A 24,259-nucleotide genomic window follows, 5' to 3' on the forward strand; every position below is an offset into this window, starting at 1 on the left:
CTTGACGAAATCGCGAAGCGATCGCTTCAAAACAGGATCGGCTCTAGGCTGTCACCCCAGCGGTTCCGAATGGCGGCCTCGACCATGTCGGCTGTCAGCCCGCCCATCATCGTGCCTGTCGTCCGGGTATCGTAATCCGGACCGCCGATCAGATCTTGGATGGATTCCGGCGTTCTGACGACCAAGCCGTTTGGCCCCCACGGACCATAGTGGACATCGTTGGTGGGGCCGAACAAACCGACCGTCGGCCGCCCGGTCGCCGCCGCCAGATGCATCATGGCCGAATCGTTACCGACAAACAGCCGGCAGCGGCGCATCGCGGCATACGTCGACAACACGTCGACACCCATGCCGTCGATCAACCAGTCGTCCGGCACGCCGTCGAAGATCGGCTGCGCTGTCTCTCGCTCCTGTTCCGCGCCGACCAGAAGCAGACGCGATCCGGCCAGCGCGCCGCTTGGCGCCAGCAGCCGGTTGGCCAGATCGACAAAACTCTGCGCCGGCCAGATCTTGCCCGGCCAAGAAGCGCCCGGCGCCATGGCTATGATATCGCGGCCTTCGCCTACCAGATCGCGAGCACGCTCTTCGTGCGTGGCATTGGTCCAAACAATGGGATCCAGTGGCGCCGAACCGAGCGCCATCGCATTCAGCTCAACGCGGTGGATGGGGGCTGTGTTCTTGGGCAGAGCACGGCGGTCGCCCGCGCGCAACACATACGGCATAGCCGTGCGCCGAAGATCGACGACGACCCGCCAACGCTGGCCTGCGGTGGCCCGCCACAGGTCAAACCAATGGAGCGAACGGCGCCGTTTGCGAATGACGTGGATGCGCGCCAGCCGGGGCACCGCCTCGAACACCTTAGCCGCCGGCGCACCACAGGCGATCGTGACGGGATCATCGGAATAGTCGTCAAGCAGCCGTTTTAGCACACCCGACGAAAGGATGGCATCGCCAATGTAGGTCGAGGTGATGAAAAGAATGGCCATGATGTCGAAAGCGCAACGTGACCGCCCGCGTCAGTACGCGGCGTAGGACTTTTCCTCGGCGATGTCGGATCCCAGATGCTCGTTGATTTGTTTCTTCAACGCCGCCCTCTGGTCGTTCTCGATGTAGACGGAACGCGCCAGTTCGACAAACCGGGCGTCGAAATTCTGCGCGCGCTCGTGGTCGCGGATCTCGTCCTCGATCTCCCAAAGCCGTTCGTTGACGGCCTTCAACGCACGCTTGTTGTCGTCGATCGCGGCGGAGGGTTCGATATGGCGCGACGCCGACATTTCGAGAGTTTCTTTTTCACGGCGAATGTTCTCAAGCTTCGCCGGATCGGTGATCCGCTCTTCCTTGATCTCAAGGATCGTCAGCTTGTCCAGCAATTCCCCGGGCGAGACTTCCACGCTTATTCGCACATGTCCTCCATGGGCCGGCCCCGAATTGAGAGCGCATAACGGGTGCGACGCACGCCTTAAGCCGTTGCCGCCGATGTTTCAAGGCGTCGCCACACATTTCGACATACGTGCCGGTCGCAGGGGCCGCGCGCGCGGGCGTCGCTCGGCTGCATGTCCTGCATGCAGGCTATAGGGACGGTGGCGTTGGAAGGCGCCGCACTGGTGACGCGCGGCCCTGGATAACGTCTTCGGCAGGGGGCACCGGGTCTAGCGGCGGCTCCTGCCGAAGTTACTGGAGCAAGCTTGCTCGCTTTGCCTTATCGCTCCGCGGTCTTGGACCGTTCCGGTTTCGACGTCTTGGCCTTGTCGGCCTGCCTGACGCGGCGTTTACCGTGTTCGTCGCGATCGTCCAGCAGCGACAAGATGGTGTCGTTCATCAATCCTCCGAACATTTTTTGTCTCCTTTCGTCGAATGATGTTGTCTTCATGGATGTGGCATCGATGCCCGCTGGTGAGGTTTGCTCAGTTGGAAGACCGGCCATGCATAACGTGTGGGTCTCGACCTGCCCCAGGGCGTCAAAACGGCCGATTTCGGCGAGATTTCAGGCCTTGCGGGCGCCGTCAGTCGCTTTTGGCTTAGGGGTCGCTAGGACCTGCCGGCTGGCGCCGCGGTCCGTGGCTTTCTGCCAGTCCCGAAACAGGGACCAAATGACGCCGCTCATGGGTCCGCCCACCATGTCTCCGCTCCTTTTCCTTGCCATCGACTGATCATGATTTGGCATCGATGCGGGCCTTGCGGGAGCCGTGAAATCCGGATATCGGTTATGCACCAGCGAATAAGGCCTTCAAAGGAGCGATACGCCGATGAATTGGGATGATCTGAAGATTCTGGACGCCGTCGCCGCGACACGGAGCCTGTCAGCGGCGGCCAGAAAGCTCGGATTCAGCCAGCCCAAACTGTCGCGACGCCTGCGCGCCCTGGAAGATACGGTCGGCGCGCGCCTGTTCGACCGCCTGCCCACGGGCCTGGCACCGACGCCAGCCGGCGAGCGCCTGATCCCGCTGGTCGCCGAGATGGCGGTTGCCGCCGAGGCGGTCGAACGCCAGGCCCCGTCGCTGCCCGAAGCGGCCACCGGCACGGTCAGGATCTCGGCTCTGGAGACCCTGTGTTTCTTCCTGGGCGAACGCATGACCGAGCTTTGCGAGATCGCGCCCGGCCTCTCCTTCGAACTGATCACCAACCATGCGGATGTCAGCCTGTCGCGGCGCGAGGCTGACCTCCTGATCCGCGCCTGTTTGCCCGACGGTGCCAGCCTGGTCGCGCGCCGCATCGCGGATTTGGCCTATGCGGTCTACGCCACCCACGACTATGTCGCGCGCAACGCGGCGGCACAGTCCGACGCCATGTTCAGCGACTGCGCCTGGATCGGTTTCGCGGAGGATCGTCTGTTCTTCCCCGGCGCCAAACATTGGCTGGACGAGCGTTCGGAGAGCGCGCCGCTGGTGCAGGTGACCGAGATCAGTTCGGCGCACGCCGCCATCCGTTCCGGTATCGGTCTGGGTGTCCTGCCCTGTGTCACCGGCGATGCCGACCGTGACCTCGTGCGGGTCACCGAGCCCATCCCGGAACTGACCGACAAACTGCATCTCTTGATTCACCGCGACGTCCTGCGCGAACCGGCGGTCCGAAGTGCGACCGACGCGCTCGCCACCGTCTTCAAGCGTCACCGCCCAATGCTGATGGGCGAACTGGCGGAGAAGGCGCGCGTCAGGGCGGCATAGGCCCTGTTGAGAAATCGTGGGGCAACGCGGACCTTCGATGACGCCATCGTGACGGCCGTCGCGATAACGCGCCACCGGAGCCGCAATGCACCCTCTCCCCAGCGAGGGAGAGGGCCGGGGTGAGGGGCCCGCGCGCGACAGCGCGCGTGAATAGCCAGCATCGCCGTTTCCGACGCAAGAACCCCTCACCCTACTCCGGCTAGGACGCTCACGCGCCCAAGCCTGCGTATCCCTCTCCCTCAAGGGGCGAGGGAAAACAACAAAATGCTCTAACTGGTCAGCACACCCCGCTCGACCTGGTCGCGTTCGATGGATTCAAAGAGCGCGCGGAAGTTACCCTCGCCAAAACCTTCATCGCCCTTGCGCTGAATGATCTCGAAGAAGATCGGTCCAATCACCGTCTTGGTAAAGATCTGCAGCAACAGGCCGCCACCGGGCGAGCCGTCGATCAGGATACCATGTCGCGCCAGGGCCTCGACATCCTCCTCGTGGCCCGGCAGACGTTCCTCGGTCATGGCGTAATAGGTCGCCGGCGGCGGCGCCATGAAGTCGGTACCGTCGGCCTCGAGCGCCCTCACCGTCGAAACGATATCGTCGGTGGAAAGTGCGATGTGCTGGATGCCCTCGCCGCGATAGGCCTTGAGGTATTCCTCGATCTGGCTCTTGTCGTCGGCGCTCTCGTTGATCGGGATGCGGATCTTGCCGCACGGGCTGGCCATCGCTTTTGACTTGAGCCCGGTCAGCTTGCCCTCGATGTCGAAGAAGCGGACTTCGCGGAAGTTGAAGAGCCGCTCATAGAACCCGGCCCAATCGTCCATGCGGCCGCGATGCACGTTGTGCGTCAGATGATCGACGCCCGCGAGACCGACGCCCTTGGGCGCCCACACCGGATCGAGCGACGCACCGTCGATCGGCACGAAGTCGATGTCATAGATCGAACCCTTCAAACCGTAGCGGTCGACCAGATAGATCAGGCTGCCGCCAATGCCCTCGATCGCCGGGATGTTGAGCTCCATCGGGCCAATGCGCGAGGTTACGCCGCGTGCGCCCAAGTCGATCGCGCGCTGATAGGCCTTGCCCGCATCGGCCACGCGAAGCGCCATGGCGCAGGCGCTGGGGCCGTGCACGCGGGCAAAGGACTGCGCAAAGCTGTCGGGCTCCGCATTGACGATGAAGTTGATGTCGCCCTGGCGCCACAGGGTGACGTTCTTCGAGCGATGGCGCGCGATGGCGCGAAAGCCCAGCATTTCGAAGAGCTTGGCGAGCTCGCGTGTGTCGAGGGCGGCGTATTCGACGAACTCGAAACCGTCCGTTCCCATCGGGTTTTCTGCCGAGATACGGCCGGCCAGCCCGTCAACGCTCAGAGATTGGCTCATGACAACCTCCGCTGCTTGCGGGTCTCGTCGAGACCGTTCCAGAACACCTGGACGCCGTCCAGCATCTGACGGCCGGCAGCAATGAAACTCTCTTCGTCGAAGTCGAGCGGACCGAAATAGAGGTCCTTCAGTTCGGCCATCGTGTGGGCAGCGTGCTGGTCCTCGATCTTGTCATGCCAACGGAAGAAACCGAGGTTGAGGTCGAGGCCCGAACTGGCGCTAAAACTCTCCAGTCCATCGATCAGTTGTTTCCAGAATCCGGCAGCCGCCCAGTTCTCGACCGCGAAACCGGCGCCGGCGGAGACAGAAAAATCGTCACTACCATAAAGCCTGATCAACTCGTCACAGAACGCCAGCGTTGCCGGCGTGCCGAGCGAACGCCGGCCGAGATCGCCAAAGCCGAGACCCAGCGGTGCGGCAAAGTGCAGCAGCCACTCATAGTGGGCGGCGCGGAAACGGAAGGTGCCGCCGTCGACCGTACCTTCGATGCCGACGATATCAGGATCGACGTCGTCGCCGGTCGCGTCCTGCTTAGCGTTCTTGCGGGCGCGGAACACGACGCCCAGCTCGTTGGCCAGGATCTCCTTGGCGGCGCGCATCTCCTCCACATTGGCGGCGTTGATGACGCGCTGGGTCTGGGCGATCAGAAACTGATTGGAGAATACGGAAAACTGTCGCGTGAAATCGACGACGTCGTCCTGGCTCAAAGCGGCGCCGGCGAACCACGCGCAGTAACGATTGTCGGTGATTACCGGATGACTGAAGAGCTCCGTCTTGAGCCGATCCTGAAACAGATCGAACGACGAAACCGCGTGACTTAGCGCTGCTTGGGTCATGCTCCCATCACTCCCTTCGGCGCGGAAGGCGCCGTCCAGTTATCCCTGTCCCGACCAATATGGGCGCATGAACACGCGAAGTCCTTGTGATGTCTTGGACGTAAGTTAACTTCTGTGCAATGATCTTGCATGCTTCATGTGTTTTAGGGTGATTTCGTGCAAGTCATCGACCTGGACCCCTTCGATGTCGCTATCCTGAACGCGCTCCAGGCCAACGCGCGGATGTCGAGCGTCGCGATGGCGGACGAGGTTCACCTGTCGTCATCCCAAATCACCCGACGGCTGAAACGTCTGGAGGAAACCGGCGTGATCCGCCGCTATGCCGCGCTGCTGGAACCGGCCGCCCTGGGGCTCGGTCTAATGGCCTTTACCAGCGTCTCGTTGGACGTGCAGACCAAGGACACGGCACACGACTTCCATCAGGCGATGCTAAAACTGCCGGCGGTGTTGGAGTGTTACTCGACGACGGGCGATGCGGACTTCTTGATCAAGATCGTCAGCCGCGACCTCGCGAGCTTCTCCGATCTACTGATGAACGACATCATGCCGCTGCCCCATGTGCGCAACGTGCGCTCCAGTATCGTGCTGAGCGAACTGAAGAACACGACGACACTGGAACTTAACGACGCCTAACGGCGATCTAACGAAAACGGGCCGGGCGTCTCCGCCCGGCCCGTGATCCTTGTAGCAAACCCGCGGTCAGGAACCGCCGGCCATCGCCTCGTCGACAAACGGCTGCCAGTAGTCTTGGTTGCCATCAACCCACTCGCTGATGACGACCTCCAGATCCTCGCCGTCATTGTCGATGCGGCCCATCAGCTCCTCCTGAATCTGGTTGTTCAGGTGGTAGGTGTTGACGAAACGCCAGGCTGCCGGCCACTTCTCTTCCATGCCGGGCCAGGCCGACTTGAAGACGCGCGGCTTTTGCAGGCTGTACTCGTTGACAACATCCTCGGGCATCTCAACCCAACCGTAGTCATGGGCAAAGAGGACCCAGTGAGGCGCCCAGAACATCATGACCAACGGTGACTGACGCTCGACCGCGCTGTTCAGCTCGGCCACCAGTGCGCCTTCGCTGCCGGCGGGAATGGCGACAAACGGAATGCCGGTGCCCTCGATGATCTGCTCGGAGCGGTTGCTCCAGTCAGCCGGATAGGAAACCAGGCGACCATCGGGCAGCGTCTCGGGCGTCGCGAACAGATCGGAGCAGCCCAGGAACGCATCCCAATCGGGCAGACCGGGACAAAGCTCTTCAACATGCTTGGGGTAGAGCCAGCCCTCGCGCGCGTCGAGACCCAGATCGCCGACGTCGGCGACGCTGCCGTCGTCGAGCTTGCTGGGGAAGTACTCTCCCAGATTGTTGTCCCACAACTCCATGCCCAGATGGATCTGGCCGTCGGCGATGGCGTTCGCCATCGGCAACACCGCCGCGGTCACGTATTCTACCTTGTAGCCCATACGCTCAAGGATCTGGCCGGCGATGTGCGCTGAAATGTGCTGACCGGTCCACTCGTTGATACCGATAACGATCGGCTCATCGGATTCCGGTACACTCTGCGCCTCGGCACCGGTCGCAAGACCGATGGCGAGCGCGACGCCGGCCATGGCGCCGAGGAGTTTTCTTCCCAACGAACCCATTACAGAACCTCCCTTTTTGATTGAGTCACTTCTTTGTGCGATCGCCCGCTCAATACACCTGCTGCGGGCGCGACGTGGGCATATTCTAAGCACGGGAAACCGGAATCAGGAACCCCGGCGCAAGAAACACCGGTCTAGCGCAGCGAACGGTAGGCGTCGGCGACCTCGACCAGGGCCCGCGCGATACCGGGTTCGCTGACCGCGTGGCCTGCGTCGGAGACGACGAGATAGCGAGCTTCGGGCCAGGCCCTGGCCAGCGCGTCGGCGCCCGAAGGCGGACAGACGACGTCATAACGGCCCTGGACAATCGCGCCGGGGATCGCGCGGAGCCGATCGACATCGCGCAACAATTGGTTTGGTTCCAACCACCCCCCGTTCACGAAGTAATGGCATTCCAAGCGTGCCAGGCTTAGCGCCTTGGCCTCGCCGCCAAAGTCGTCGACCAGTCCGGGATTGGGCAACAATGTCACGCACGATCCCTCGTAACGGGACCATGCATGGGCCGCCGCATTATGGATCGCCGGGTCCGGGTCGAGCAGGCGCCGGTGATACGCGCCGAGGAGATCGCTGCGTTCGGCTTCGGGGATCGCCGCCAGGAAGTCCCGCTCGCTCTCGGGAAAGAAACGACCCATGCCATGCAGGAACCAGTCGATATCGAGGTCGCGGCACAGGAAGATGCCGCGCAGCATCAGGCTGATGCAGCTCTTGGGATGGCTCTGGGCATAGGCCAGGGAAAGCGTGCTGCCCCACGATCCGCCGGCGACATGCCAGCGTTCGATCTGCAAGTGTTCGCGCAGCCGTTCCATGTCGGCGACCAGGTGCCAGGTCGTGTTGTGCTTGATTTCCGCACGTGGCGTCGACCGGCCGACACCACGCTGATGGAACAGCACGATGCGATAGTGATCGGGATCGAACAGGCGCCTGACATCCGGCGATGTCGGTGCTCCCGGCCCACCATGAACGTAGACAACGGGCATGCCATCGGGATTGCCGGCCTGGTCCCACGCCATGGTGTGGAGATCATCCAACGGCAGCATGCCGGATTCGTAGGCCTCAATGGCCGGATACAGCGCGGTTTGAGCCACGGACGGCACCTCTACCACTAATTTGCACCGATCTGGGAGGAGACGGTAAAATACCGCCAACAATCGGGGCACACCTTATAGCCAATGATGCCGATCAGGTCCTATCTGGCCGACCGACGTGTGCAGCGTGTGCTTATCGCCGCCACCGGTGTCCTCGTCATTGCCGCAATTGTCATCGTTCTGGCAACGACGTCTCGCTGGCGTCACGTGACCGTGCCGAGCGCCAGCCGGCTTCTGGCGCTCTACGAGTCCATGGACTACAGCTTGCAGCCGATCCGCCAGATCGGCAGCCCGGTGCCACGCATCGATGTGCTCGCCATGCCGGACGATTGGGACAGCATCGCGTCGACGGATGAGAAGAAGCGCGGTTTCTTTCAGACGGTCCTGCCGCTGGTGTTGCTGGCCAACCGGAGCATTGTCGAGGATCGCGCACGCGTGGAGGCGCTCAAAGCCGCCTATGCCGACAGCGGTACGCTCAGCGGCAGCGATCTCGACTGGCTGCACGACCTGGCCGAACACTACCGATTGGATGTGAATGCCGACGAGACGCCCGATGCGTTGATCGCGTCCTTGTTGACCCGTGTCGACATCGTGCCGCCGTCGATGGCGCTTGCCCAGGCCGCCATCGAAAGCGGCTGGGGCGGTTCCCGCTTCGCGCTTGAGGGCAACGCGCTGTTCGGCCAGTGGACCTGGGATGGCGAGGGCATGCGCCCCCTGGAAGCGGGGGCTGATACGACCCACCGCGTCGCCACCTTCAGGAACCTTCTTGAGTCGGTCGAAGCCTATATGCTGAACCTGAACAGCCAGGGCGCCTATGGCGACTTTCGGCGCATCCGCGCCGCCCAACGCGCCCAGGGCGATATCCCCGACGGCCTGACATTGGCCACCACGCTGGTACACTATTCGCAGGAAGGTGCCGTCTACCCCGCCAAGGTCGACAGCATCATTCGCGGTAATCAGCTGGCAGAGCTTGACCATGCCGTCCTCGACAGCGGCGGCACGGGGCTGATCATCCAAACCCGTTGAGATAGGGCGCGCAAACCATGTCAAACGGAGAAAACCGACTCAGGCGCTGGACCATGTTGGCGATCATTGCCGCCGCCCTCATCGTTGTCCTGGCCGTTGTGGTCATCTTTGAGCAGGAAACGTCCAGATGGGAATCGGTCGACGTCAACGGTACCGACGGTCTGCTCGATCTCTATCAGTCCGAGGACTACATTCTCGCCGTGCTGGGCAGGAGCGACCCCGACGCACCGCGCATCAATGTCATCGAGATTCCCGCCGATTGGGCTGACGTGACCGATGTCGACAAGAAGAAGGATGGTTTCATTCGCACTGTCCTGCCGCTCGTGCTCTTGTCCAACCGCAACATCATGGACGACCGCAAGCGCCTGGTGGCGCTGAACGATACGCTGTCGGGCGGCGGTTCGCTGGACGATGATGACCAGGCGTGGCTCAAGGAGCTTGCGTCACAATACGGCGTCGACACGGATGGCAAGGACGGCGCCGCATTGGTGCAGGCCTTGCTGCCGCGCGTCGACACGGTGCCGCCCTCGCTCGCCGTGGCGCAGGCAGCCGTGGAGAGCGGCTGGGGTCAGTCGCGTTTCGCGTTGGACGGAAACGCGCTGTTCGGTCAGTGGACCTGGAGCGATGACGGCATCCAGGCCGAGGACTCAACCAGCCGCGTCGCTAGCTTCGATCAGCTTATCGACTCAGTCGAGGCCTACATGCTGAATCTGAACAGCCAACACGCCTATCAAGCGCTGCGCGAAAAGCGCGCCGATCAACGCGCCAAGGGCGAAGTGCTGGATGGCCTGACGCTCGCTGCGACCCTCGTCCACTATTCCGAGGAGGGCACGGCGTATGCGGAAAAGATCGAAGGCATGATCCGCGACGACGAATTGGCGCCGTTGGATACAGTCGTCCTGGACGATGACGAGATCGGGCTTCTGGTGCAGACGCGCGACTGACGTGGGGTGTGTCACCCGTCGGTCGATAGAGACTCCGCGGTCGTCTGGATAACCTCCCAGGCCCGCATGACATGATCGCGGGTCGTCGTGCGTGCGCCGACCGAGAAGCGGATGACGTAGCGGCCGCGCACCTTGTTCTGAGTCAAATAGAGCGCCCCCGAATCGTTCAGGGTTTGCAGCAAGCGCTCGTTCAGCGCATCGAGCGCCGCGTCCTCACCCGACCGGCCGGTGAAGGCGCGTGGTCTGTAGCGGAACGAGACGAGCGCCAGGGAGCGCGCCGACGTGATCTCGAAGTCCGGATGCGCCGCGACTGCATCGGCAAGCTCTTCGGTCCAGGCGATGTGGTCGGTGATCATCGCCTTAAGGCCCTCAGCGCCATAGTAGCGCAGCACGAACCACAGCTTCAGTGCGCGAAAGCGGCGGCCCAGCGGCACGCCCCAATCGCGATAGTCGATGACCTCACCAGTTTCCGCCGAGGTCAGGTAGGATGGGTTGATCGCAAAGGTACGCTGCAAGGCCTCGGGATCACGCACCCAATGGGCCGCGCAGTCGAAGTTGGTGAGAAGCCACTTGTGCGGATTCATCGAGATACTGTCGACCGCCTCGATGCCCTCGATCATCCAACGGTGCTCGTCCAACACCAGAGCCGATCCGGCCCAAGCCGCGTCCACGTGGAAAAACAAATCTTCACGGCGGCAGATCGCGGCGCTCGCCGGCAGCGGATCGACACCGCCCGTGCCGGTCGTGCCCAGGGTCGCCACGACACAGGCCGGCGTAACACCGGCGGCGCGGTCGGCGGCGATCGCTTCCTCTAACGCCTCCGGGCGCATGGCGAAGTTCTCGTCGGCCGCGATCTTACGCACAGCCGCCCGGCCGTAGCCGGCGATCTTGGCGCCCTTCTCGATCGACGAGTGGGCTTCTTCGGAGACGTAAACACTCAGCCGCACGCCGTCCGCACCCAACACAGCCAGGCCGATGTCGTTGGCCCTATCGCCGGTCGCGCGCTCACGCGCCATCAACAAAGCAGCGAGCGTGGCGTCGGACGCCGTCGACTGAATGACGCCGACCAGACCATCGGGCAGGCCCAGCAGTTGGCGCAGCCAGTCGAGGACGCGTGTTTCCATTTCCGTCGCCGCGGGCGATGTCTGCCACAGCATGCATTGGGCGGCGAGTGTCGCCGTCAACATTTCGGCCAGCACCGAGGGCGGACTGGCGTTCGCCGGAAAGTAGGCGAAGAAGCTGGGGTGCTGCCAGTGCGTCATGCCGGGCATGACGATGTCGTGGAAGTCCTGGAGGATCGCCGCCATCGCCTCGCCGGTCTCGGGGGGTGAGACCGGCAACTGATCGGCAATGGCGCCCGGCGACACCTGGGCGCGAACCGGATAATCGCCGACACCGGCCAGGTAGTCGGCCATCCAATCGACCAGGTCATGGGCCTGGCGCCGAAACTCATCCGTTTTCATGTCTTCAAACGACATGACACCTCCGGTCATTGAACCACTCTGACGTCGCGCCAAGAGGCACGACACTTCATGGTCGCACGTCCGGCACCGAGCCTCTACACTTCGGCCACCTGCCTCCGTGTTTCGGGAGTCCCCGATCATTGTCGTCCGCCAACCATGCGTCTAAGGGCCTGACGGGACCCTTGCTCGGCATCGCCTGTATCGCGGCGGCGGTTTTTCTGTTGTCGTCTTCGGACGCCATCATCAAGGGCGTGCGCGCGGACCTGCCGACCATGGAGATCATCACCATCCGAAGCGTCTTCGGGCTGATCCCCGTTCTGGTCATCCTTCATGTACAGCGTGCGTGGTCGAGTTTGAAGACGCGGCGTCCGGTCGCACAGATCGTGCGCGGCGGCCTGATCGTTGTCTCCTATGCCCTGTTTCTGGAGGCGATTGCCGTCATGCCGCTGGCGACCGCCGTGGCGTTGACCTTTTCAGCGCCCATTTTTGTTGCCGCCCTGTCGCCACTGGTGCTCGGCGAGCGGGTCTCGCTGAACCGCTGGTTCGGCGTTATCGTCGGCTTTGTCGGCGTCTTGATCATCGTCCAGCCGCATCCCGACACGTTTCACCCGGACGCGCTGTTTCCACTCGGCGCCGCGCTCGCCTATGCCAGCGCGTCGCTTCTGGCACGCCGGCTAGGGGCCACCGATCCACCGGCAGCAACGGCCTTCTTTACAGGCATCATGTTCTTCTTCGGCGCTGCCCCCTTCGTGGCTGCCGTGCCCAGTGCGTGGGTGTCACCGTCGACCGATCACATGCTGCTGCTTGCCCTGTGCGGTCTGGTCGCCGGCACCGCGCACTTCCTGATCATCGCCGCCTACCGGCATGCGCAGGCCTCCGTCGTCGCCCCGTTCGAGTACACGGCATTGGTCTGGGCTGCCCTCTTCGGACTGGTGTTCTATGACGAGCTGCCGGACCTCGTGACGTTCGGCGGCATCGCACTGATCATCGGCGGTGGCCTATGGATCATCTATGGCGAACGCAACCGCTCAGCCGCCTGAACCGCCGGTGACGTGGCGCTCCAACAGGTCCATCCGGTCAGTGCCGAAGAAAAGTTTGCCGCCGGCGACAAAACCCGGCACCCCGAACAAACCATCGTCGACCGCCGTTCTCGTGTTGGCCTCGACCGCGGCCTTGTAGTCGGGGTCCTCGGCGATTTCGGCAATCGGCCGAGGCCCCAAGCCGACCGTGTCGGCGACGGCCTGCAGCGCGGCGAAATCCGAGATATCCATCGCTTGCGACCAGTAGCCCGCCATCACCGCGCTGACGAACGGCTCGGCCACACCCTGTTCGGCAGCATACACACACGCACGCAGCGCCCGCGACGGCCGCAATGGATAGTTGGGATGAGGCCTGAGGGGCAGACCATAGAGCGCGGCGTGGTCTTTCAGATCCTGTTCGTACCACGCGACGCGTGCCGGACTTTGATTGAGCGGCTGCATGCCATCGATCATGGTCATCAGGTTAGCCAGATGCAGTGGCCGCCACTCAAGACGTGAGCCGGTGCGCCGGGCCAGATCGCCGATGCGCTGGCTCGCCAGGTAACACCAGGGGCTGTGAACGTCGAACCAGAACGTGATATCGGCGTCGGCGTTCACGATGCCTTTGGCCAGACGAGAGGGAACTCCGGCGCGTCCATCGGATCGCCTTGTTTCAGCGTCACATCAGGAAACGGCGGTGACGTCATGCCGGGCCGTTCGGCAAAGGTCGCGTCGTCACCGACCCAGCGCGACGAGAAGGCGCGCCGGCGCGTCTCGAGCGAGCGGTTGGGCGGTGCGCCATGCAGCGTGCGGAACGAGAAAGCGACCGCATCGCCCGGCTCCAGCGCCCATCCAAGAATGGTGTAGTCATCGCGATGGCCATCGATGTCAGGCAACGCCTCATAGGTGGCGGTCTCGTAAAGCGGCGTCTTGTTGAAGCGTTCGGGCGCGAAGAACCGGCCCCAGGCGTGCGAGCCGCCCACGAATTCTAGCGTCGTCTCGCGCGGCACCGGGTCCAGCACCAGCCACAGGCTGCACGTCATCGCGCCATCGACGCAATAATAGGGCTGGTCCTGATGCCACGGCGTCGCGATCGATGTTCCCGGCTCCTTCACCAGGACATGCTCGTGGAACAGGCGCGCCGTGGTCGAGCCCATCAGCGCGGCCGCGACACCGGACGCGTCGGAGCCGAACAGGAACTCACGGTACTCGGGGATGCGATCCCAGCTGCAGTAGTCACCGAAGAAACGGCGGCCGTCGTCGTCGTCATAAATGCGCGCGATCGGGCTGGGCTGCGCCATGTTGGCCTCGATGCCCTGCCGCATCGTGTCAACCCAATCGGTGAACAGGCCATAAAGCGGCGCCGCCCCATCGCGGCGGAACGCCTCGACCGTCTCGCTGTCCAGATCGTAACCCATCACGCATCACCCATCAGAATCCAACGGAGCTTGGCAAGGCCTGCCCTGTTGCGCAAGCCGGTTGACGGGATCGTTCGGCACCCTAACCTCAGGCACTTGGTTTTCCCCGGAGGTGTCGCGTGGCGCAACAATTGGAGGTGTTTCAGTCCTTGTGGGCGATGGAGCGGCGCGCGCCGGACGGCAAGGAATGGTCACTGCCGGAGAAGTTCCGCATGATCGCGGAGGCCGGTTATGACGGGCTCTCGATCGACATGGCGGCAAGCGACATTCCAACCGTCGAAGAGGCCCAGCCGCTGTTCAGGGAGTTCGGCCTTGGATGCCTTATCGTCGCCTTCCCGCGCACGGTCGAGGACCTGAAGCCGGTCTATGACATGGCGGGCGAACTGGGCGCGCGCTTCGTCGCGATCAACGCGGTAACCTTTCCGTTTACGCCGGAGGAAGGCGCAGCTTTTGTGCGCGGCGCGCTCGACCTCGCCGCTTCGTCTGGCATCGAGGCGCATTTCGAAACCCACCGGCTGACGCTCACCACCGACATGCTCTACACCATCCAGGTCATGGAGCTGGTGCCGGAAATGGAACTTGTCTGCGACCTCTCCCACTTCGTCGTCGCCCGCGAGTTCGAAGTGCCGCCCGACGACTTTCACGCCACACAGATCGACCGCTGCCTGCAACGCTGCGTCGGCCTGCAGGGCCGCATCGCGACGCGCGAGCAGGTGCAGATCCAGCCCGCCTTTCCGCGCCATAAACCCTGGGTCGAGCTGTTCTGGTCCTGGTGGGAACAGGGTTTTCGCTACTGGCGCGCCCGCAAGGGACCCGACGCCATCATGAACTTCCTGTGCGAGCTGGGGCCGCCGCCCTATGCCATCACCGGCGCCGACGGCCACGAACTGTCGGACCGCTGGGACGAGGCCTTGCGGTTCAAGGACGAAATCCAGGCCCTTTGGGGGCGCCTGGAAAGTGAAGACGCGCGCTAGAGTATCGCTTGTCTGCAGAACCGTGCCGGCCCACTCCCCTCCCGGCCACCCCAAGGATACTGTCATGGGTGGCCGGGAGGGGGAGCGGGCCGGCGTTGCCATCTCAGTCGACAAAGCCCTAATCGTCGTCGCGCGCTTCCTGCAGGACCCAGCCGTTACCGTCGGGGTCGCTGAACATCGCAAAGCGACCCCAGGGTGTGTCGCCAACCTCGGTAATGTCGACACCCTTGGCGGCAAGGGCGTCGCGGTCGGCCTCGATGTCGTCGGAGGTCATGACAAGGCCGCGCATTGATCCCGCCGGCATCCCGTCGGGCCAGTTGACGAGCGTCAGGCTTGTCTCCGCGCCCTTCGGGCCGACCTGGACCCAGCGCCGGTCTGGACCCATCGGGTTGTCACGGATGATGTCGAAGCCGAGGATGTCGGCGTAGAAGTCCCTGGCCGCAGCCTGGTCAGACACGGGCACGGAGATGATCGCAATACGGTTGAGTGACATGGCCCTTTCCTCGGTCGGCGCTCTCGCCGACTATAGGCCATCAACCTAACGTCACGACACCGCCGCCACACGTCCGAGACCATGACATCGCTTCCCACCGACGCCAGCCGAATCGGCGCCTGCCTCGCCCACCACGCCGCGCAGACGCCTGATGGCGAGGCGTGCGTGCACGATAGTCGCCGCGTTTCGTTCGGCGAACTCCACGCCGACGTGACCCGATGGTCAAAAGCGTTGATGGCGGCCGGCATCGAGCCCGGCGACCGCGTCGCCATGCTGACGGCGCCGTGCATTGAGTGGCTGACACTGATGCTCGCCGTCACCGATATCGGCGCGATCTGGCTCGGCTATCACCCACGCTATCAGTTGCCGGAGTTCCAGCACGTGACGGACCTCGCCGGCCCAAAGGTCATCATCGCCTTTCGCAGCATCCATGGCCGTGACTACAGCGAGGAACTGAACGCCATAAAAGGTGTGGCACCCGGCGTCGAGAACATGATCATGCTGGACGATGCCGATACGTTTCTCGCGGCAGGCGGCGGCGTTTCAGACGACGACCTGGATTGCCGGCGGAACGCGGTGCAACCGGACGATACCGCGATCATCATCTTTACCTCCGGTACCACGGGCCAGCCGAAAGGCGCTATGGTGCGCCACCGCGCGCTCTTGACCGGCGCCAAGACCGAGCTGGAGCATTGGCCCAGCAGTCGTCTGCGCATCCTGCACATGATGCCGGTCAACCACATCGCCGGCACCGGCATGGTCGGCGTCTTCGGTCTTTATGCCGGCGGTACGCTGGTGTTCCAGGACAGGTTCGAGGCCGGCGACCTGCTGCGCCTGATCGAACAGGAGTCGATCAACTTTCTGCTGGGCTCACCGGTCCAGTTTCACATGATGGCCCACCACGACGACCTCGAACGGCGCGACCTCTCCAGCCTTGCCTATACCATCTGGGGCGGCGCGCCGATGGCGAAGGATCTGGTTGAGCGCCTCAACAGTCTGCCCGGCCATCTATGCACCGCCTTTGGCATGACTGAGCTCGGTCTCTACGCCACCTATTCCGATCTCGACACGCCCCTGGACGTGCTCAGCGCCACCATTGGCCGGCCCCATGCCGGTTATGAAATCCGCGTGGCCGACGGCGAGGGCAATGTCGCGGCGCCGGGCGCGGAGGGTGAAATCCAGGCGCGCGGCGACTGGCTCTTCGCCGGCTATTTCGGCAATCCCGAGGCGACCGCCGAGGCCTATACGGCGGACGGCTGGTTCCGGACCGGTGATATCGTCAAGGTCGGATTAGACGGCAATCTGGAGATTGTCGGGCGGCTGAAGGAAATGTTCATCTCCGGCGGCTTCAACATCTATCCGCGCGAGGTCGAGATCGCGTTGGAAAGCCATCCGGCCACCGGCCTTGTCGCGGTCTTGGGCGTGCCCGACGAGGCATTTGGTGAAGTCGGCCACGCTTTCATTGAACTGTTGCCCGGCCACAGCGCGAGCGAGGACGATCTTCGCGCCTGGTGCCGCGATCGTCTGGCCAATTACAAGGTTCCAAAGATCTTCGACATCCACGCCGAATTGCCGCGGCTGCCCATCGGCAAGATCGACAAGCAGGCCTTGAAAAAGTTGCTGGCGTAGAAGTACCAGGCTCAGGCATTACCTTTAGTCTTCGAAATGCCAGGCGTTGCCCACTCGCGAATCGACGCCAGAGCGAGGCTACTATGGGAGGTGACGATGACAGCGAACTCCAAATCCGACCGCGACAACCTGCTGGTTGCCGCGATCTCCACACTCGCCGGACTTGGCGTGCCCACTGGGGCGCGTTTCGATGGCATCGAGATGCCGGAGCAGGAAGCGCAGACGATGATCGACGACCTCTACAACATCTACCCGTTGGGTGACGAAGACCGGCCGCTCGCTGCGTCGGAACTGCGCACAATGGCCGACGGCAACACCATCTATGGCGCGCCATACCAGAATGACCCCTATGTGATTTCGTTTGGCGAGGGCGGAAAGGGTCTGATGAAGATCGCCGGCAGACCGCTTGAAACGGGCACGTGGTGGATTGGCGAGGATGACGACACGATATCCTCCCAATGGGAGAAATCGGCTGGCGGCAGGGTGATCACGGCCCGCTACTATGCGACGTCCGAGCCGGCCGTGTTCAAGCACACGGGCGTGACAACGCCGTTGCCAAAGGCACACTGGAAGATGTTCATCCTCGTTCCGGGCTTGGCGCTGGAGGCAAACGACTAACTAGGAGGAATTGATTGGCAATGACACAAGACACGCACGGCCACCCGGGCCCGCGCCTTGATCGTCGCTGTATGCTGGTATCGGCAATCGCCGTCCTGACGGGTCTTGCCGTACCGCACCGCGCGATCGCCGGCGATACCGCAATGACCATGGAAAAGGCCCGGGCGGTCATCGGCAATCGCTATAAGGACTTTGGTTTCGACGGCAACAAACCGCCGATGACCGCAAACGATATGCACGACTTCGTCACCGGCAACACGATCTATGGCGTGCTGCATGACGACGAGGCCTACGTCCTGGCGTTCCACCCCCAGGGAAGAGGTGTTCTGAAGATCGAAAAGCGACCGGTTGAGCTCGGCAACTGGTGGATCGATGCGTCCAATCAGACGATCCACTCGCGGTGGTCTCACGCGGCGCGGCGCGAAGTGATCTCGAAGAGTTACCTTCCGACCGAGGAACCCGGCCTGGTCAAGGCCGTGACGGACCTGTCCCGTGAAACGGACGGCTCTCAGTCGTGGACGAAACAGGGCATGTTCATTCTGCAGCCTGGCCTACACCTGACGCCGCCGAGCTAGAGCGGATCCAGTGGGCGTCGACCTGATTGTCGGACGCCTCTTGACCACGATCCACGCTAGCCGTGCTGCTTGTCGTTTTGCGGCACCTCGTGAGCGACCATGATGCGCGACACCGCGGCAACAGCCAGGCCGGTTGACAGTCCGAACAGCAGAATGCCGCCGGCGGCCTCCAGGCTGCTCAAGAGTTGCCAGCGTTCGGTCAGCACGATGTCGCCGTAGCCCAATGTCGTGAACGTCACGGTCGAGAAGTAAAGCGAGTCCGTCATGTTGGGGAACTCGCCGAGATAAATGTAGAGAGCGGCCCACAGCCAGATCTCGACGGTGTGGGCGGCCAGAAGCCCCAACACGATCACGACCATGGTGCTCGTCGCGCCGACGTAATAGCTCGACTTCAGCCATGCGCCGGCATGGCGTTTCAATATGCCAAGCAGAATGATCATGGCGGCGATATGGATGGCGACGCAAAGCGCCACCATGGCCGACCCTAAAAGCAATTGCTGAACCAGCATGGCGCATCATAAGGCGATGGCATTGCCGCCGTCATGCCCGGTCTATCCACATGCAGGCCGGGCCTGTTTTTCATCCAAAAGTCGTCCTATGCTTGGCTTGTCATGATGGCGACACGACCCAACGACGTCCCCGTCCCGACCCGCGATATCGTGCAGGCCAAAGCTGATATCGCTCACGCCGGCTATGGGATCCTTGAAGGCGCCCTGGATGAGGCGACCACGAAGGCAATCCGCGACCGGCTGCTGGACCAGGCGACTGCCGAGCGTGAACGTCAGGTCAATGTCAGCAACTCCGCGGTCGAACCCGATGACGACGTCAATCAGTGGGTCACCATGCTGCCCAACAAGGGGCCGGTGTTTCGCGCGCTGATCAACAACGATGGGTGTCTCGGCCTTGTGCGGTCTGTCTTGGGCGACGATGCCATCCTTTCCGAGTTTTCCGCCCACATCACCTGGCCGGGCAACAAGGAGATGGCGCTGCACACCGACCAATGGTTCATGCCCCAGCCCGCCATGCCCGGTGAGCATCACAGCCGAGTCAGCGACATCAGCCGTGCCAATCAGCCATTCGGTGGCCCCGAACCCGCGACTTGGGCGATCAACGCGCCGGTCGTGACCAACGCCATGTGGGCAATCACCGATTTCACACGCGAAAACGGTGCGACCCGCCTGGTGCCCAAGAGCCACCTTTCCGGTAACCATCCCGCGCCGGATACGGCCTACGACTGCGTCTTCGCCGAAGCGCCGGCCGGCAGCCTGGTGGTCTGGGAAGGCCGCACCTGGCACGCGGCGAGCCTGAACACCGGCACAACACCGCGCATGGGCATCACGACCCACTGGTGCGCGCCCTTCATGCGACAGCTGCTGAACTTCACCTATGGTCTGAGGCCCGACGTCGCCGATGATTTGAGCGAACACGAACGCTCAATCATGGGCTTCAAGGTCTGGAGCACCTATGGCGCGACCGGCGACTTCAACGCCACGTGGGCGACGCCCGGTGTCGAGAACCCCGGCGAGATGACGGCCGACGACGAGTCAACATAGTCAGAGCAGACTCACGCACCGATGAGCATGCCGGATGGCGACCCGCGTCCGCATCACCCTTTCCTATGCCAGAGAGTTAGCCCGAAGGTGTGGAAATCATCCGATTGAGATGAACGCAACGTCCGACGATCCACTACACTTGACCCTTGGCGGATACGTCACGGTCTGCCCGAGATGCAGTTCGTACTAGGTGCATGCCTCTTACGGCCCAAGACCGAGGTTTGAGTGTCGATTGACAGATCCGCCGTGCGCCGAGGGAGCACGTTGAGCGATGGACAGCGGATCGAGAACGAGCAACGCAGTGGTGACGGTCGGTCTCGCCGCCACTCTCTTGGCGATGGCAACCGCTGCAGCCATTGCTGATACCGGTGAGTCCCCACAAAGCCAAAACACCACGATCTCCATCATCATTCCCGAACGGGTCAGCGTCAGGGAAGTCAGCGCAGTCAGTACGGGCGCGTCGAGCAACGCCACGGACGAACAGGGCACGGTCGACCTATGCGTCTGGTCGCAAGGTGGCAGCGGCTACCAGGTGACTGTTATCTCCGACACCGGCGACTACAAGCTGACCAATGGCGAGGCGCCCGGCGATATTGGCTTTACGGTCAAGTGGAACGATCAGCTGAGTGAGACCGGCGGCACCGCCATTCCCTATGACACGGCGATGCCCCTTGTGACCCTGGCATCTACGACGCCGACTTGTGGGGGCGTTGGAAACAGCAACTCGACAATTGTTGTCGACACCGCCGAGGGGGGCTTGTCGCTTCAGCAAGCAAACGCGGCCGGCTACGACGCGACACTAACCGTCACCGTGGCGGCCACCCCCTGACCGATCCAGCGGCTCCCTTTCTTACATTTCCGGGACGCCCAACGCCCGAGTCCATAAAAAACTACATCAGGTACTTCTTGAAGAAGGCGATCGTGCGTTCCTCGGCCAGTTTGGCCGCGGCCTCGTCGTAGCGCGGTGTCGTATCGTTATGGAAACCGTGATTGACGTCCGGGTACATGTAGGCTTCGTAGGTCTTGCCATGCGCCTTCAAGGCTTCCTCATAGGCCGGCCAGCCTTCGTTTATACGATCGTCGAGGCCAGCGTTTTGAATCAGCAGCGGCGCTTCGATGGCCGCGACGTCGGCAGGGTCTGGTTGCCGGCCATAGAATGGCACGCCGGCCGCCAGTTCCGGATAGGCGACCGCCAGCGCATTGACCACGGCGCCGCCGTAGCAGAAGCCGACGGCGCCCACCTTGCCGGTGCAATCCTCACGGTTGAGCAGGTACTCAAAGCCGGCGAACATGTCGTTCATCAGCTTTTCGGGATCGACCGTGGCCTGCATTTCGCGACCCTCGTCGTCGTTGCCGGGGTAGCCGCCGAGTGAGCTCAGCCCGTCGGGCGCCATCGCCATGAAGCCCGCCTTGCCAAGGCGCCGAGTGACATCCTCGATATACGGGTTGAGACCGCGATTTTCGTGGATCACCAGAACCGCCGGCAGTTTTTCGTCTGGGCCCGCGGGGCGAACCAGGTAGGCATTGACCTCGCCATGGCCGTTCGGCGACGGATAGGTGATGCGACTGGTCACAATGTCCGGATCGTCGGGAGCGACTTGCTGGGCCAAAGCGTAGTTCGGCGAGAGCTGGCTCAACAGAAAGGTCGCTGACATACCAACCAACGTGAATTTCGCGGCGCCATCAAGAAACTCGCGCTTCGTGATCTTTCCGTGGGCGTAGTAGTCGTAGAGTTCCAGCAGTTCCTGCGGGAAATCTTTGGCCGTCATACGACGCTTCGGCGTCAGATCATTCATGAACGTTGCTCCCTGTTTCAACTCGGTTTGTCCCTTAGGGGATCTTGGTGGACTTGATTTGGCGCAGGCGTTCTGGCTTTTCAAGTCGATCGTCCCAGCGGGAGAACGTAGTATGCTGATGTGTTACGAGAGGAAGAAGCGGCGCGATCACCCGATGAAGCTTGCCCCCATGTGCGCGGATCTCGCCGAGGCCTCATGACAGCGCGCTTAGACTGGGCCGTGAACCACGCCGCGACCACCGACGGCTCCGCCGCTGGAGCCTAGCCGTTGGACTTCCTCAATCTTCTGCTGCCTATCTTCGCCATCATCCTGACCGGCTTTGTCGTCTCGCACTTCAAGCTCCTGCCAGAGACGGTCGGCGATATCCTTATCCAGTTCGCCTACAACATCGGCCTGCCCGCCCTCTTGTTCCTGGTGATTGCCCAGGAGTCGCTGGCCCGGCTTTTCGATCCTGGTTTTCTTCTGAGCTATGGCGGCGGCACGTTCTTCTTCTTCGTGCTGATCCTGGTGCTCACCAAAGTCTGGCGCAAAGTGTCGACCGGCGATGCGGTGATCCTGGCACTTATCGGCGCCTGCGCGAACACGGCCTTTGTCGCCCTGCCGATCCTCAAATCCACCTTCGGGCACAAAGCCGTTCTGCCGGCGGCCATGGCCTGCGTGATCATGGTGGCGATGATCCTGGTCGGCGTGCTGTTGATCGAACGAACCCGGCGCGGCGATGACGCCGGAGAGGACTCGATCTGGCCGCATGTGCGCCATGCCCTCTTGAACCCGCTGGTGCTCGCCGTGTTGCTGGGTGTTCTTTATGCGGCCGTGGGCTTGCCGGTACCGGTCATGGCGGCCGAGTACCTGTCACTGCTGGGCGACTCCGTGACCCCTTGCGCCCTGTTCGCGGTCGGTATGTCAATCCGGCTGCAGAGCCTGAGGACGGGTGCGGCGGCGATCCTGCTGCTCTCGGCCGTCAAGCTGATCGTCATCCCAGCCCTCGTGCTTTTCCTGGTTCTGCTGCTCAACCTCGATCCCTTCCTCTCGGTCGCCGCCGTCATTTGCGCCGCCGTCCCGACGGCAAAGACGATCTTCGTGCTGGCCAGCCAATACGACCACAAGAAGGAACTGGCGGCTGAAACCGTATCGGTGGGCACGCTCGCATCAACCGCCACGCTCTTCGTCTGGCTCATCGTCCTGGCGCAGTTCTATCCCGATACCTTCGGCGCGTCGTGACCTGACGCGCTAGACGTCTTCCCAGGGAAAACTATCCAGCCGTTCTGCGCCGGTGTTGGTCACCAGGACCTGGGTCTCCAGTTTGATGCACTCGCTGCCTTCCTCGCCGATCAGGCTTTCGACGCAGACCGTCATGTTCTCCTCGAAGTGGCCGTCATAGCCGTGCTCGAAGTCGGGATGCAGCAACACCACCGGCCACTCGTCAGCCATGCCAACACCGTGGATGGCGAGCGAATAACGGTAGGGCTGGTGTTTCTCAGGAATACGCCAGGACTTCTCATTGAACTCGGCGAACGAGACACCGGCTTTGACCAGCGTCAGGTTATGGTCGATCTGCTCGCGCGCGGTCAGGTAGAGCTCGCGCTGGCGGTTGGTCATCGCGACGTGGCCGCAGGTCCATGAGCGCGAGAGATCGGCGCAATAGCCATAGGGCCCGATCATATCGGTGTCGAAGCTGATCATGTCGCCTTCCCGGCAGACATAGTCTGAGCACTCGGCGTACCAGGGGTTGGTGTGCGGACCGGCCAGCAACAGCCGGGTCTCCAGCCAGCCACCGCCGGAGCGCGCGTTCTCGTGGTGCAGCTCGGCCCAGATCTCCTGTTCCGTGCGCCCGGGCTCGGACACCTCATACATGCGCGCCATGCCGGCTTCGCAGACACGGACCGTCCATCGCATCAGGTCGATCTCGTCGGCGCTTTTGATCGCGCGCGCGCGTTCGGTCAGCTCCTGCCCCTCGACATAGGTGTAGCCGAGGTCCTCCAGCGCCTTCAGGCCGGGCGGCTCGATCTTGTCAATCGCCAGGCGCCGGTTGCCGCCGCCATGGGCGCGCATGAGGTTATCGACCTCGCCGGCCCAGTGTTTCAGCCGTTCGTCGCTGCGGTCGCCCGCCGCCATATAGATCCACGACGTCGCCCGGCGCACCTCATCAACCGCCGCGACATCATCGCTCAGGTGTTCGGCATCCTTGAACTCGAACAGCACGGCAGGGCCATCGGCAAAGACCAGCGCGTAGCGCACGGCGTTGTGCAGCGCCCAAAGCTGCATGTTCGTGACATCGAGCGCATAGTGAATGTTGACGGGGTCATAGAGCAGGATCGCCGCGCAATCGTGACGCGCGAGCTGACCGCGCAACCGGCCAAGGCGATAGGCACGGGCGGCTTCCAGTGTCGAGGCGGGCAGTGGGCTCTTGAGCGGCTTGTCAGCGCCCTCTTCGTTCAGATAGGTCGCCTTGCGCGGATCCTTGAAGACCTCGGCCATGGCGCTCAACCCGCCCTGCCGTAGAAGCCGATGCGTTCGGCCTCGCTGAACATGACACCGGCGTCCTCGTAATAGGAGAAGACAGCGATGATGCGATCGCGATCGCCTTCGACCGGTGTCACCCGGTGCGCGGTGTTCTTGCCCTTGAAGACATTCAGCGTGCCCGGCGCCAGC

The 24,259-nt window shown here is 62.8% G+C and carries 26 protein-coding genes; 12 read left to right on the forward strand and 14 right to left on the reverse strand.

The window, feature by feature from the left end:
- Nucleotides 1-26 precede the first annotated feature (26 nt).
- Both AAF563_20245 and AAF563_20250 read right to left on the reverse strand, forming a co-directional pair.
- Nucleotides 27-986, reverse strand: coding sequence for a glycosyltransferase family 9 protein (locus AAF563_20245; protein MEM7123617.1), 960 nt, complete (start codon nt 984-986; stop codon nt 27-29).
- A 30-nt stretch (nt 987-1,016) separates the two neighbouring features.
- Entirely contained in the window at nt 1,017-1,397 is a 381-nt protein-coding gene (locus AAF563_20250; protein ID MEM7123618.1) for a DUF6165 family protein, read from the reverse strand.
- A gap of 849 nt (nt 1,398-2,246) precedes the next feature.
- Between AAF563_20250 and AAF563_20255 the strand changes: the two genes are divergently transcribed.
- Nucleotides 2,247-3,164, forward strand: a complete 918-nt coding sequence (locus AAF563_20255) for a LysR family transcriptional regulator (GenBank protein MEM7123619.1) — start codon at nt 2,247-2,249, stop codon at nt 3,162-3,164.
- Between the two features lie 269 nt (nt 3,165-3,433).
- Here the strand turns inward: AAF563_20255 and hppD are convergent, their stop codons facing one another.
- Together hppD and AAF563_20265 are read right to left on the reverse strand one after the other, a co-directional pair.
- Nucleotides 3,434-4,540 (reverse strand): 4-hydroxyphenylpyruvate dioxygenase, encoded by a 1,107-nt coding sequence (gene hppD, locus AAF563_20260; protein ID MEM7123620.1) that lies wholly within the window; start codon nt 4,538-4,540, stop codon nt 3,434-3,436.
- Nucleotides 4,537-5,376, reverse strand: coding sequence for a hypothetical protein (locus tag AAF563_20265; GenBank protein MEM7123621.1), 840 nt, complete (start codon nt 5,374-5,376; stop codon nt 4,537-4,539). The genes hppD and AAF563_20265 overlap by 4 nt, the downstream gene beginning before the upstream one ends.
- A gap of 156 nt (nt 5,377-5,532) precedes the next feature.
- On the opposite strand from AAF563_20265, the gene AAF563_20270 reads away from it, so the two are divergent.
- Nucleotides 5,533-6,009, forward strand: coding sequence for an Lrp/AsnC family transcriptional regulator (locus AAF563_20270; GenBank protein MEM7123622.1), 477 nt, complete (start codon nt 5,533-5,535; stop codon nt 6,007-6,009).
- A gap of 66 nt (nt 6,010-6,075) precedes the next feature.
- Here the strand turns inward: AAF563_20270 and AAF563_20275 are convergent, their stop codons facing one another.
- Entirely contained in the window at nt 6,076-7,014 is a 939-nt protein-coding gene (locus tag AAF563_20275; GenBank protein MEM7123623.1) for an ABC transporter substrate-binding protein, read from the reverse strand.
- A gap of 134 nt (nt 7,015-7,148) precedes the next feature.
- Complete coding sequence (gene pip / locus AAF563_20280) at nt 7,149-8,099, reverse strand: prolyl aminopeptidase (protein ID MEM7123624.1); 951 nt, start codon at nt 8,097-8,099, stop codon at nt 7,149-7,151.
- 84 nt (nt 8,100-8,183) lie between these two features.
- Between pip and AAF563_20285 the strand changes: the two genes are divergently transcribed.
- Together AAF563_20285 and AAF563_20290 are read left to right on the forward strand one after the other, a co-directional pair.
- Entirely contained in the window at nt 8,184-9,125 is a 942-nt protein-coding gene (locus tag AAF563_20285) for a glucosaminidase domain-containing protein (protein MEM7123625.1), read from the forward strand.
- 53 nt (nt 9,126-9,178) lie between these two features.
- The gene (locus tag AAF563_20290; GenBank protein MEM7123626.1) at nt 9,179-10,069 is read left to right on the forward strand and encodes a glucosaminidase domain-containing protein; all 891 of its coding nucleotides are present in this window, start codon (nt 9,179-9,181) and stop codon (nt 10,067-10,069) included.
- An 11-nt stretch (nt 10,070-10,080) separates the two neighbouring features.
- Here the strand turns inward: AAF563_20290 and AAF563_20295 are convergent, their stop codons facing one another.
- A complete protein-coding gene (locus AAF563_20295; GenBank protein MEM7123627.1) occupies nt 10,081-11,547 on the reverse strand; it encodes a pyridoxal-dependent decarboxylase in 1,467 nt (488 codons plus the stop codon).
- Nucleotides 11,548-11,672: 125 nt separating this feature from the next.
- On the opposite strand from AAF563_20295, the gene AAF563_20300 reads away from it, so the two are divergent.
- Nucleotides 11,673-12,572 carry a DMT family transporter gene (locus AAF563_20300; GenBank protein MEM7123628.1) on the forward strand — a complete coding sequence of 300 codons (900 nt, stop codon included), beginning with the start codon at nt 11,673-11,675 and terminating at the stop codon, nt 12,570-12,572.
- Here the strand turns inward: AAF563_20300 and AAF563_20305 are convergent.
- Both AAF563_20305 and AAF563_20310 read right to left on the reverse strand, forming a co-directional pair.
- Nucleotides 12,561-13,169: a 2-hydroxychromene-2-carboxylate isomerase gene (locus tag AAF563_20305; GenBank protein MEM7123629.1), complete on the reverse strand. Its 609-nt coding sequence runs from the start codon at nt 13,167-13,169 to the stop codon at nt 12,561-12,563. The two genes, AAF563_20300 and AAF563_20305, sit on opposite strands and share 12 nt — an antisense overlap.
- Nucleotides 13,166-13,969, reverse strand: a complete 804-nt coding sequence (locus tag AAF563_20310; GenBank protein ID MEM7123630.1) for a phytanoyl-CoA dioxygenase family protein — start codon at nt 13,967-13,969, stop codon at nt 13,166-13,168. The genes AAF563_20305 and AAF563_20310 overlap by 4 nt, the downstream gene beginning before the upstream one ends.
- Nucleotides 13,970-14,088: 119 nt before the next feature.
- Here AAF563_20310 and AAF563_20315 point away from each other — a divergent pair, with 119 nt between their 5' ends.
- A complete protein-coding gene (locus tag AAF563_20315) occupies nt 14,089-14,943 on the forward strand; it encodes a sugar phosphate isomerase/epimerase (protein ID MEM7123631.1) in 855 nt (284 codons plus the stop codon).
- A 118-nt stretch (nt 14,944-15,061) separates the two neighbouring features.
- On the opposite strand, the gene AAF563_20320 is transcribed toward AAF563_20315, so the two are convergent.
- Nucleotides 15,062-15,436, reverse strand: coding sequence for a VOC family protein (locus AAF563_20320; protein ID MEM7123632.1), 375 nt, complete (start codon nt 15,434-15,436; stop codon nt 15,062-15,064).
- An 81-nt stretch (nt 15,437-15,517) separates the two neighbouring features.
- Here AAF563_20320 and AAF563_20325 point away from each other — a divergent pair, with 81 nt between their 5' ends.
- The 3 genes from AAF563_20325 (at nt 15,518) to AAF563_20335 (ending at nt 18,258) form a co-directional block, all read left to right on the forward strand.
- Nucleotides 15,518-17,065: a class I adenylate-forming enzyme family protein gene (locus AAF563_20325; GenBank protein ID MEM7123633.1), complete on the forward strand. Its 1,548-nt coding sequence runs from the start codon at nt 15,518-15,520 to the stop codon at nt 17,063-17,065.
- A 96-nt stretch (nt 17,066-17,161) separates the two neighbouring features.
- On the forward strand, nt 17,162-17,683 hold the full coding sequence (locus AAF563_20330) for a hypothetical protein (protein MEM7123634.1): 522 nt from the start codon (nt 17,162-17,164) through the stop codon (nt 17,681-17,683).
- Nucleotides 17,684-17,697: 14 nt separating this feature from the next.
- Nucleotides 17,698-18,258, forward strand: coding sequence for a hypothetical protein (locus AAF563_20335; protein MEM7123635.1), 561 nt, complete (start codon nt 17,698-17,700; stop codon nt 18,256-18,258).
- Between the two features lie 56 nt (nt 18,259-18,314).
- On the opposite strand, the gene AAF563_20340 is transcribed toward AAF563_20335, so the two are convergent.
- Nucleotides 18,315-18,767 (reverse strand): potassium channel family protein, encoded by a 453-nt coding sequence (locus AAF563_20340; GenBank protein ID MEM7123636.1) that lies wholly within the window; start codon nt 18,765-18,767, stop codon nt 18,315-18,317.
- Nucleotides 18,768-18,869: 102 nt separating this feature from the next.
- Between AAF563_20340 and AAF563_20345 the strand changes: the two genes are divergently transcribed.
- Both AAF563_20345 and AAF563_20350 read left to right on the forward strand, forming a co-directional pair.
- Nucleotides 18,870-19,811: a phytanoyl-CoA dioxygenase family protein gene (locus AAF563_20345; protein ID MEM7123637.1), complete on the forward strand. Its 942-nt coding sequence runs from the start codon at nt 18,870-18,872 to the stop codon at nt 19,809-19,811.
- 271 nt (nt 19,812-20,082) lie between these two features.
- A complete protein-coding gene (locus AAF563_20350; protein ID MEM7123638.1) occupies nt 20,083-20,640 on the forward strand; it encodes a hypothetical protein in 558 nt (185 codons plus the stop codon).
- 61 nt (nt 20,641-20,701) lie between these two features.
- Here the strand turns inward: AAF563_20350 and yghX are convergent, their stop codons facing one another.
- Complete coding sequence (yghX, locus tag AAF563_20355) at nt 20,702-21,607, reverse strand: YghX family hydrolase (protein MEM7123639.1); 906 nt, start codon at nt 21,605-21,607, stop codon at nt 20,702-20,704.
- Between the two features lie 267 nt (nt 21,608-21,874).
- On the opposite strand from yghX, the gene AAF563_20360 reads away from it, so the two are divergent.
- Nucleotides 21,875-22,828 carry an AEC family transporter gene (locus AAF563_20360; protein MEM7123640.1) on the forward strand — a complete coding sequence of 318 codons (954 nt, stop codon included), beginning with the start codon at nt 21,875-21,877 and terminating at the stop codon, nt 22,826-22,828.
- Nucleotides 22,829-22,837: 9 nt separating this feature from the next.
- Here AAF563_20360 and AAF563_20365 read toward each other — a convergent pair whose 3' ends face one another.
- Together AAF563_20365 and AAF563_20370 are read right to left on the reverse strand one after the other, a co-directional pair.
- A complete protein-coding gene (locus AAF563_20365; protein MEM7123641.1) occupies nt 22,838-24,085 on the reverse strand; it encodes a Xaa-Pro peptidase family protein in 1,248 nt (415 codons plus the stop codon).
- A gap of 5 nt (nt 24,086-24,090) precedes the next feature.
- The coding region (locus AAF563_20370; protein ID MEM7123642.1) for a 2OG-Fe(II) oxygenase at nt 24,091-24,259 on the reverse strand (169 nt) is incomplete at its 5' end.

Source organism: Pseudomonadota bacterium, from assembly GCA_039028155.1.
GTDB lineage: Bacteria > Pseudomonadota > Alphaproteobacteria > SP197 > SP197 > JANQGO01.